At 68.1% G+C, this 9,027-nt stretch carries 9 protein-coding genes; 6 read left to right on the plus strand and 3 right to left on the minus strand.

Translation table 11 applies throughout. The features are described from left to right. Window positions 1-340 precede the first annotated feature (340 nt). A complete protein-coding gene (lepB, locus tag VF647_07805) occupies window positions 341-1,087 on the plus strand; it encodes a signal peptidase I (protein ID HEX8451984.1) in 747 nt (248 codons plus the stop codon). Between the two features lie 345 nt (window positions 1,088-1,432). Continuing rightward, on the plus strand, window positions 1,433-2,290 hold the full coding sequence (locus VF647_07810) for an RNA polymerase sigma factor RpoD/SigA (GenBank protein ID HEX8451985.1): 858 nt from the start codon (window positions 1,433-1,435) through the stop codon (window positions 2,288-2,290). 133 nt (window positions 2,291-2,423) lie between these two features. Here VF647_07810 and VF647_07815 read toward each other — a convergent pair whose 3' ends face one another. From VF647_07815 to VF647_07825, 3 genes are read right to left on the minus strand one after another with little or no spacing between them, the layout of a single operon-like run. After that, window positions 2,424-3,710 carry a M23 family metallopeptidase gene (locus tag VF647_07815; GenBank protein ID HEX8451986.1) on the minus strand — a complete coding sequence of 429 codons (1,287 nt, stop codon included), beginning with the start codon at window positions 3,708-3,710 and terminating at the stop codon, window positions 2,424-2,426. A gap of 49 nt (window positions 3,711-3,759) precedes the next feature. Beyond that, complete coding sequence (locus VF647_07820; GenBank protein ID HEX8451987.1) at window positions 3,760-6,411, minus strand: ABC transporter permease; 2,652 nt, start codon at window positions 6,409-6,411, stop codon at window positions 3,760-3,762. Window positions 6,412-6,424: 13 nt separating this feature from the next. Beyond that, the gene (locus VF647_07825) at window positions 6,425-6,766 is read right to left on the minus strand and encodes a PadR family transcriptional regulator (GenBank protein ID HEX8451988.1); all 342 of its coding nucleotides are present in this window, start codon (window positions 6,764-6,766) and stop codon (window positions 6,425-6,427) included. Window positions 6,767-6,998: 232 nt separating this feature from the next. On the opposite strand from VF647_07825, the gene VF647_07830 reads away from it, so the two are divergent. The 4 genes from VF647_07830 (at window position 6,999) to rpsI (ending at window position 8,991) form a co-directional block, all read left to right on the plus strand. Then, the gene (locus VF647_07830; GenBank protein HEX8451989.1) at window positions 6,999-7,385 is read left to right on the plus strand and encodes a DUF1778 domain-containing protein; all 387 of its coding nucleotides are present in this window, start codon (window positions 6,999-7,001) and stop codon (window positions 7,383-7,385) included. Continuing rightward, entirely contained in the window at window positions 7,382-7,897 is a 516-nt protein-coding gene (locus tag VF647_07835) for a GNAT family N-acetyltransferase (GenBank protein ID HEX8451990.1), read from the plus strand. Before VF647_07830 ends, VF647_07835 begins: the two co-directional genes overlap by 4 nt. 253 nt (window positions 7,898-8,150) lie before the next feature. Next, a complete protein-coding gene (rplM, locus tag VF647_07840) occupies window positions 8,151-8,582 on the plus strand; it encodes a 50S ribosomal protein L13 (protein HEX8451991.1) in 432 nt (143 codons plus the stop codon). A gap of 16 nt (window positions 8,583-8,598) precedes the next feature. Continuing rightward, on the plus strand, window positions 8,599-8,991 hold the full coding sequence (rpsI, locus tag VF647_07845) for a 30S ribosomal protein S9 (GenBank protein ID HEX8451992.1): 393 nt from the start codon (window positions 8,599-8,601) through the stop codon (window positions 8,989-8,991). Window positions 8,992-9,027: the final 36 nt, after the last annotated feature.

The following is a 9,027-nucleotide window of genomic DNA, read 5'->3' on the forward strand; positions in this document are numbered from 1 at the left end:
TCACGCGGAGACGCGGAGACGCAGAGAGAACAACCTGAGAAAAGCCTTACACAGAGAACACAGGAGGAACTGAAAGCCACAGAGAAAACCTCTGGCTGTTCTTCCTCTGTGGCTCTGTGTCTCTGTGTGAGCCATGCAGTCGCGGTTCTCTCTGCGCCTCCGCGTCTCCGCGTGAGCCCCGCTGTTCAGTCCCTCCGCACTCACGCACTAACGCACTCACGCACTTTCTTTCCCGGAACGGGCCCAAACCTCGCGTGTACGTACCAAACCGGGCATCCAGCCCCACCTGCGGTACCGCGGCACCGAGCTCACGATGGAAGAACTGCATTCCCCGCATCCCTTGGACGGCCAGCCCCCCGCCGAGCGCCGCGTGACGGTCGCCGATCCGCGCGGCTCCGTCTCCACCGGAAGGTGGATGTGGGAGTGGACCAAGGCCATCTGCACCGCCATCCTCCTCTTCCTGGGGATACGCACCTTCCTGGTGGAGGCGTACAAGATCCCCACGGGGTCGATGGAGGGAACGCTCCTGATCGGCGACTTCCTCCTCGTCAACAAGGCCGTGTACGGCGCGGAGATCCCCGTCACCCACACGCGCCTCCCGGCCTTCTCGCACCCCAAGCGCGGCGACGTGCTGGTGTTTCTGCCGCCCCACGATCCGCACCGCAACTACGTGAAGAGGCTGGTCGGAGTGGGCGGCGACACGCTGGAGATGCGCGACAAGGTGCTCTTCAGGAACGGAAAGCCGCTGGACGAACCGTACGCCCGCCACGTGGACCCGCTCAGCGATCCGCGCGAGCCGCGGATGATCTGGCAAAAGGACTTCCTGGCCGGCACCCTCCGCGAGCGCCGCCGCTACCGCCCCACTCGCGACAACTGGGGTCCCATCGTGGTGCCTCCTGGCAAGCTGTTCGCGCTCGGCGACAACCGCGACAACTCCGAAGACTCGCGCTACTGGGGCTTCTTCGACGAGAGCGCGGTCAAGGGACGGCCCATGTTCGTCTACTATTCGTTCGAAAAAGACATCACCCAGCAGTTCTCGTGGCTCACCGCCGTCCGCTGGACGCGGATCGGGGAAGTGATCCGATAGAGAGGCGAGGAAAGGAAGCGGGCGCGAGGATCATCCTCGCGCCCGCTTCTTACTTTCGGGTCACCTGGTGCACCCTCCGTGTTACACGATCCGGAAAAAAGTGCGTGCAGAATCGGCCAGCGCGTTGAAAACTCCCGTTGTCAAGTCTTTTGTTTCGGCCGGGGGTTGACACCTTCCGGAGGCTTGTCCATACTCAACGCGTGACCCGGTGGATGGACGCTCGTGTCCTTCCAACAGGCCTCGCGGCCTCTCACCGCCTTCCCCTTTGGCGACGCCGCGTACCCGCCCGGTGTCCTCCGCAGAACCCCACACTCTGCGTTGTCTGCTTCGCCCCGGAGCACCCCCATGACGTTCAGCCCCGCCAAACGCGTCTCCTCCGAATCCGAATCGCTGGACCAGTACCTTCGCGAGATCAGCGTGTACCCGCTGATCGACCGGAACGAAGAGGCGCGGCTCGCGCGCCTGATCCGTGACGGCGCGCCCGACGCGCTGGAGCACCTCGTGCGCTCCAACCTGCGCTTCGTGGTGGCGGTCGCCAAGAAGTACCAGAACCAGGGCGTGTCGCTCTCGGACCTGATCAACGAAGGGAACATCGGGCTGATCCGCGCCGCGCGGAAGTTCGACGAGACCAAGGGGATCAAGTTCATCTCGTACGCCGTCTGGTGGATCCGGCAGGCGATCCTGCAGGCGCTTGCGGAGCAGTCGCGCATCGTGCGCGTGCCGCTCAGCCGCGCGGGCGCCGTGCACCGCATCGGCCGCCGCTCCTCGGCCATGACGCAGGAGCTGGGGCGCGAGCCGACGCTGCAGGAGATCGCGAGCGAGCTGGAGGTGCCGGAGGACGAGGTCAGCCACGCGCTGGCGATGTCGCAGGTCTACCTCTCGCTCGACGCCCCGCTCGTTCCGGGCGAGGACGGACAGCTCCTCGACTACCTCTCCGACCAGTTCTCTCCCGGGCCGGACGAGGAGGTCTACGAGGACGCCCTCAAGCGCTCCATCGACGAGGCGCTGGGGACCCTCACCGAGCGCGAGTCGCGGGTGCTGCGCCTCTACTTCGGCCTGGGCGACGCGGAGCCGATGACGCTGGAGCAGATCGGGGAGAAGTTCGGCATCACGCGCGAGCGCGTGCGGCAGATCAAGGAGAAGGCGTTGCTCCGCCTCCGCCACCAGTCGAGGGCGCGGTTCCTGGAGACGTTCCTGACCTGAGGAACCACGGGGCCTCACGCGGAGACGCGGAGACGCAGAGGAACTGAAGGGGCTCACACAGAGACACAGAGGCACGGAGAGAGGTTCTCTCGGTGCCTCTGTTCTTGTGTGACCCCTAGTGTTCGGGCGCCGTTCAGGGCGTGGGGAACCAGATGACGGCATCGTCCAGCGGAACGGTATTCGTCTGCTCGGACGGAGCCCCGGCCGGGTGATGGCGCCCGAGCACCCGGTAGCGGTCGAACACGTACGGCTGCCCCTCCGAGCCGTTCAGCGACGGAGTGTCGCCGACGTGGAAGTGCAGGTGCGGTCCGACGCTGTTCCCGGAGTTGCCGAGTCTTCCCAGGACGGCTCCGCGCCGCACACGCTGCCCCGGCCGCACGCGGATGGAGCCGGGAATGAAGTGGGCGTAGAACGCGTAGCGGCCGCCCCCCAGGTCCAGCGCCAGCCAGTTCCCCGAAACCGTCTTGTTGGTCAACGGCACGGGCATGATGGTCCGTCCATCGGCTCGCGGGACGTTTTCGGCGATCCCGTCCTGAACGGAAACGATCACGCCGTCCGCGACCGCCAGCACCTCGGCTCCATACCCGTAGAACATCTCGTTCGTGATGTCGTTCGGAAACGGGCTCGGAAGGCTGTTTCCGGTGGAGTCCACGCGAATGAAGTCACAGCCGAACCGCTGCGGCACCCGCATGCGGGAATCGCGTATCACCAGCGCCGCGTGCCCGTTGCTCAGCGCGAGCCCGTTGCCGCAGCGCCAGTTGCCGCCGCGAAGGGGAGGCCCCAGCACCAGAGGGGGCCGCCGCTCCACGAGCGTAACCTCGGAGGTAGCCACCAGCGCCTCCGAGACGCCTCCACTCTCCGTTTGCAGCCGGATCGTGGAATCGCTGTCCAGGGAGATCCGGTGGACGAGGGTGGAGGGCGCCGGCGCGGCGGGGGCGAGGGAGATCACCACCGCGACCGTGGCGGTGCGGCCAGCCGGCAGCGTACGGTTGGCCGGCGTGATCGAGTCGCTCTCGATGTATTGGGTCGTCCGCTGCCGCCGGGGATCGGAGAGCGAGGTGGAATCGTACGCCGCGAGCACGGCGCCGGTGGTCCCATCGAGCACTTCCACCGATCGAAAGCGCAGGTCCACGTCGGCCCAGCTGGTTACGAACAGGCGGTAGACGAGGTAGAGCTGGGCATCCTCGGCACGGACGGGCTGCGGCACCGGCCGAGCCACCACGTCGAGGGGAAGACTCATGTAGGTGGTGACCCGCCGCGGGGCCGCGGGAGGCGTCTGGGTCTCCGCGGCGGACGTGCTCCCCATGCACCACGCCAGGAGCGCACAGGCGAGGCGGCGCGCGCGGCGGAGGGAGAGAACGCGCTCCCGGCGCGGCCCCGGACCTGGTCTACAGAGGAGGACGGCGGTTGGATCTCTCATGGCTGCTTCCACGTCGGGGGGATTGTCCACCTACGTCGCGAACCACCTGCTACTCGCCGCGGAGGGCCTCCATGGGATCGGCGCTGCTGGCGCGGCGGGCGGGTAGCCAGCTTGCGCCGAGTGCCACTACCGTGAGGATGGTGCAGACCCCCAGGTAGGTGGCGACGTCGGTCGGGCGCACGCCGTACAGGAGCGCGGACATCCCCTGCGTGGCGGCGAAGGCGAGCGCCAGGCCGAAGGCGAGGCCCCAGGCGGTGATCCGCGCGGCCTCGCGCGCCACCATGCGGCGGATCTCGCCCGTGCCGGCGCCGAGGGCCATGCGGATGCCGAACTCGCGACGGCGCTGCGCCACGCCGTACGCCAGCACGCCGTAGATGCCGATGCAGGCGAGGAGCAGCGCCACGCCCGCGAAGCCGCCCAGCAGCGAGGCCGTGAAGCGCTGCGGGGCCACCGAGCGCTCGAACACCTCGTCCATCGTCTGCACCTCGCTCACCCCGAGGCCGGGGTCGATCTCCGCGATGGCGGAGCGCAGCGCGCGGATCACGGGAGCGGTGGGGCCGTCCATGCCAACTACGAGGATCATCGAGTTCCAGGTGTCCTGCGCATGCGGCACGTACACCAGCGGGCCAATCTCGTCGCCCGCGCCCATGTAGCGCACGTCCTCGGTCACGCCCACGATCTCGCGCAGCAGGTTCTCGTCGCGCCACGAGCGGATGCGCTTGCCGATGGGATCTTCGTTGGGGAACATGCGCCGCGCGAACTCGCGGTTCACTACGGCCACGGGCGTCGCGCCCTTCCGGTCCGCGGCCGTGAACTCGCGCCCGCGCACCACTGGCAGGCGCAGGGTGGCGAAGTACCCTGGCGTGACCACCGTCCAGTTGCCGCTCACCTCCGTCCCCGCCGGCGGCTCCGGCCGCCCGTCCGCCAGAAACGAGCGCCCGAGGTAGAACCCTCCGCCGCCCAGCGGCAGCGCGGACGCCGCGGCCGATGCGCGGACGCCGGGCAACGCCGCGACGCGGTTCACGATCTCGCTGATGGCCGCCACGTTCGCCGATGCGCTGTCGTACCGCTCGCCCTGCAGCACAACGGACGCGGTCGCAACCCCCGCGGTCTGGAAGCCGGGATCGACCGAGTAGAGCTGCGCCAGGCTCTTGAGCAGCAGCGCGGAGCCCACCAGCAGCACCAGCGAGAGCGCGATCTCTCCCGACGCGAGCGCCTTGCGCACCCTCCGCCCGCGCACGCCCGCGGTGCTGCGCCGATCCTCCTCGCCCAGCGTGGGCGAGAGCACCGCGCGGCGGGCCATGCCGATGGCGGGCGCCAGGCCAAAGAGCACCGCCGATAGGATGGAAACCGCCAGGGCGAAGAGCAGGGCGCGCGGGTCCAGCGAGAGCTCCTCCATGCGCGGCGTGCCCTCGGGCGCGGTCAGCGCCAGGGCGCGCACGCCGGCGTAGGCGAGCGCCGACCCCAGCACCCCGCCGGCCACGGCCAGGATCAGGCTCTCGGTAAGGAGCTGGCGCACGAGCCGCCCGCCCCCCGCGCCCAGGGCGATGCGCACGGCGAGCTCGCGCCCCCGCCCGGCCGCGCGGCTCAGCAGCAGGTTGGCGACGTTCAGGCATCCGATGGCGAGCACCAGGCTCACCGCGCCCATGAGCAGCCAGAGCGTGAGCGGCAGGTCCTCGCCCACCACGTAGTCGATGAGGGGGACCGCCGTGATCGTCACCCCCTTGCGGGCGACCGGGTGCTCCTGCGCCACGCGCCGCGCGATCGATCCCAGCTCGGCGCGCGCGCGGCGGAGCGGCTCGTCCGGCTTGAGCCGAGCGATGGCGCTGAAGATGAAGTTGTCCCGCCGCTCCATGTCCGGGCGGTCGGCGGCGGAGACGCGAAGCGGCGCCCAGAGAGCCGCCTCGCGAGGGAACGCCATCCCGCGCGGCGCCACGCCCACCACCTGACGCGGCCGCCCCCCGATCCGCAGCGTCTTTCCCACGATCGCGCGGTCGCCGGCGAACATGCGCTGCCACAGCTCGTACGAGAGGACGACGACGCGGGGCGATTCCGGGTCGAACTCCTCGGACACGAAGAAGCGGCCCAGGGTGGGCGCCATCCCCAGCGTGGCAAAGAAGTCGGGAGTCACCGCCGCGCCCGTGAGCCGCTCCGCCTCCCTCTCGTCCGCGACGTTCCAGTCGACGGGCTGGTACACGGCCGCGCGGGCGAAGACTCCGTTCGACTTCCAGTCCTCGTAGTCCGCGTAGGTGACGTTCCACTGGCTGCCGTCTTCCATGCTGCGCGCCTGCGGCACCACCAGCCGCTCGGAGGCGGGGAAGGGGAGCGGGCGCAGGAGCACGTGGTTCACTGCCGAAAAGATCGCCGTCATCGCGCCGACGCCGAGGGCGATGGTGCCGATGGCCACCAGCGTGAAGCCCGGCGCACCGCGCAGCACGCGCACGGCGTAGCGCGTGTCCTGCCCCAGGTCTTCGAGGAGGCGGGGGCGCGCCTCGTCGCGCACGGCCTCCTTGTGCCGCTCCACCCCGCCGAACTCCACCAGCGCCGCCCTCCGTGCCTGGGCGGGCTCCATCCCCGCGCGCACGTTCTTTTGCGTCAGCTGCTCGATGTGGAAGCGCATCTCCTCGTCCACGCCGCCGTCCAGCTCGTCGCGCCGCATGGAGTTGCGCAGCCGGTGCCAGAGTTCACGGATCAGCCTCATGGTGCCCTCGCGATCAGCGGGTGTCTGTGGCGAGCACCAGGTTGACCGCCCGCGACAGGCGCTCCCAGTGGCTCCGCTCCTCCACGAAGCGCTCCTTTCCTTCCTCAGTCAGCGCGTAGTAGCGGGCGCGGCGGTTGTTCTCCGTCGTGCGCCACTCCGAGCGGATCAGTCCCTGCCGCTGCAGGCGGTAGAGCGCAGGGTAGAGCGAGCCCTGGTTCATCTGCAGCACGTTCCCTGACCACTGCTCGATGCGCTCGGTGATCCCCCACCCATGCATCGGCTCCAGCTGCAGCGCCTTCAGCACCAGCATGTCCAGCGTCCCCTGGATCAGGTCGCCGCGATCCTTGTCCGTCAATCCAACCTCCTTTCGATGGTCGAAAGGAACAGTACGTGCCTCTCCTTTCGATTGTCAAGAGAAGCGTGTCTGGTCGCCGACCCAGAGAAGAGCGGTAGGGACCACATAGAGACACAGCGGCGCACGGGAAAGGCGTCCTATGTCCCGCTGTTGGCGTATGTTACGCGCGTTGACGTTTGCTGTGGAGAAGGGCATCTTTGTGTGGCAACATGCCTCACACCGAAAGGGAACCATGCCTCGTAAGAAAGCCACCCCGCGCGTCCGGGAAGCGCACGCTGCGTACGCGGCCGAAGCCCCAGCCTCGGAATCGATCCCGGAGCCGGAGGCGCAGGGCGAGGCGCGCCTCAGCTTCCGCATCGACCCCGAGCTCAAGGAGCTGATCGAGCTCGCCGCGATTCATACGGGGCAGACGGTGAACTCATACGCCATCTCGACGCTTATCCGAGACGCGCGTCGGATCATTCAGGACCAGCACATTACTTACCTCTCCGAACGCGATTGGGAGATCTTCATGGATCTCATGGACAACCCGCCGCCGCCCAACGATGCGCTTATCAGGGCGATGCAGCACCACCGCGAGTTCGTAAGGTCACATGATCGCTCGGGCGAGGAGTCGTGAACCCGATCTCCGTCGATGTCGCGCCGCTCGAACGCCGGCACGATCGTGCGTCATTCGATAGCGGCGAGCCAGCGCTGGACACGTTCTTCCGGAGGAATGCTCGCCAGAACCAGGACCGCGGATTCAGCCGCACCTACGTAGCGACAGTGCAGGGTGTAAGCCGGGTCGTGGGTTTCTACACGCTCGCGAGCGGTATGGTGTCGGCCGCAATCCTGCCCGAAGCGGAGCGTCGGCATCTGCCCCGTTATCCGGTACCGGCGGTGCAGCTGGCGCGCCTTGCGGTAGATCGCGCCGTACATGGTGGCGGAGTCGGAAAATCGCTGCTGTCGGATGCCCTTCGTCGTTCCATCCGGGCGGCCGAGATCATTGGCATCTACGCGGTTGAAGTGCATGCCAAGCACGACACTGCGGCGGCATTCTACCGCCGGTTTGGCTTCGCACCACTGGAAGACGACCGCCTGCACCTCTATTTGCCTATCCATACGATTCCCACGACACCCGGCTCGCTCTGAGCGCCCTCTCCTCCGCGTCTCTGCGTCTCCGCGTGAGGCCAAGGGGATGCCCGCGTCGGTAGAGACGCCGTGGAAGTGCGCAAAACCCGGCGCCACGACTTGACACCCGCACGGAAGTTGGGTATCCTTTCGGGCTGTAGTGTTCCACGCTATGCCCGCCCCGGAGCTTCCGGAGGCGGAGATTTTTTCTACTATCACAGCCGGCGCGTGGCCGGCATTCCGCGCGCTCAACGGGCGCGGCGGAGTGGGGAGCATCATGAAGACGTATGCCGTAAAGGCCGGCGAGATCGAGCACAAGTGGTACGTGGTGGACGCCGGCGGCAAGGTTCTGGGCCGCATCGCCACCGAGATCGCCCGCGTGCTGCGCGGGAAGCACAAGCCGACCTACACGCCGCACCTGGACACCGGTGACTACGTAATCGTCATCAACGCCGACAAGGTCCAGCTCACCGGCAACAAGGCCGACCAGAAGGCCTACTTCAAGCACACCGGGTACATGGGGCACGAGAAGTTCATCCCCTTCAAGGAGATGATCGCCCGCCACCCCGAGCGCGTCATCGAGCTCGCGGTGAAGGGAATGCTCCCCAAGAACGCCCTGGGGCGCCAGATGCGGAAGAAGCTCAAGGTGTACGCCGGGGCCGAGCATCCGCACGTCGCGCAGAACCCGGAAACACTCACCTTCTGAGATCGGCACCTAGACAATGGCCACTGAACAGTTCCACGCCATCGGGCGCCGCAAGACGTCGGTGGCGCGCGTGTACCTTCGCCCCGGCAACGGCGCGTGGGAGATCAACGGGCGCACCATCGAAGACTACCTTCCCCGCCACGTCCTCCGGCAGAGCGCGCAGCGCCCGCTGGTGGCCACGGAGAACGAAGGGAAGTTCGACGTCAAGGTGAACGTCAACGGCGGCGGCCTCCGCGGCCAGGCGGACGCGATCCGGCTGGGCGTCGCGCGCGCGCTGCTGGAGGTCGACGAGACCAACCGCACCCGCCTGCGCCCCGAGGGCCTGCTGACCCGCGACCCGCGCGAGGTGGAGCGGAAGAAGCCCGGCCGTCCGGGCGCCCGCAAGAAGTTCCAGTTCTCCAAGCGCTAACCGGTGGCGCTGGAAGCGCGCGGTGCCCGCCCCCGG

The sequence above is a fragment of the Longimicrobium sp. genome (assembly GCA_036387335.1).
Classification (GTDB): Bacteria; Gemmatimonadota; Gemmatimonadetes; order Longimicrobiales; family Longimicrobiaceae; genus Longimicrobium.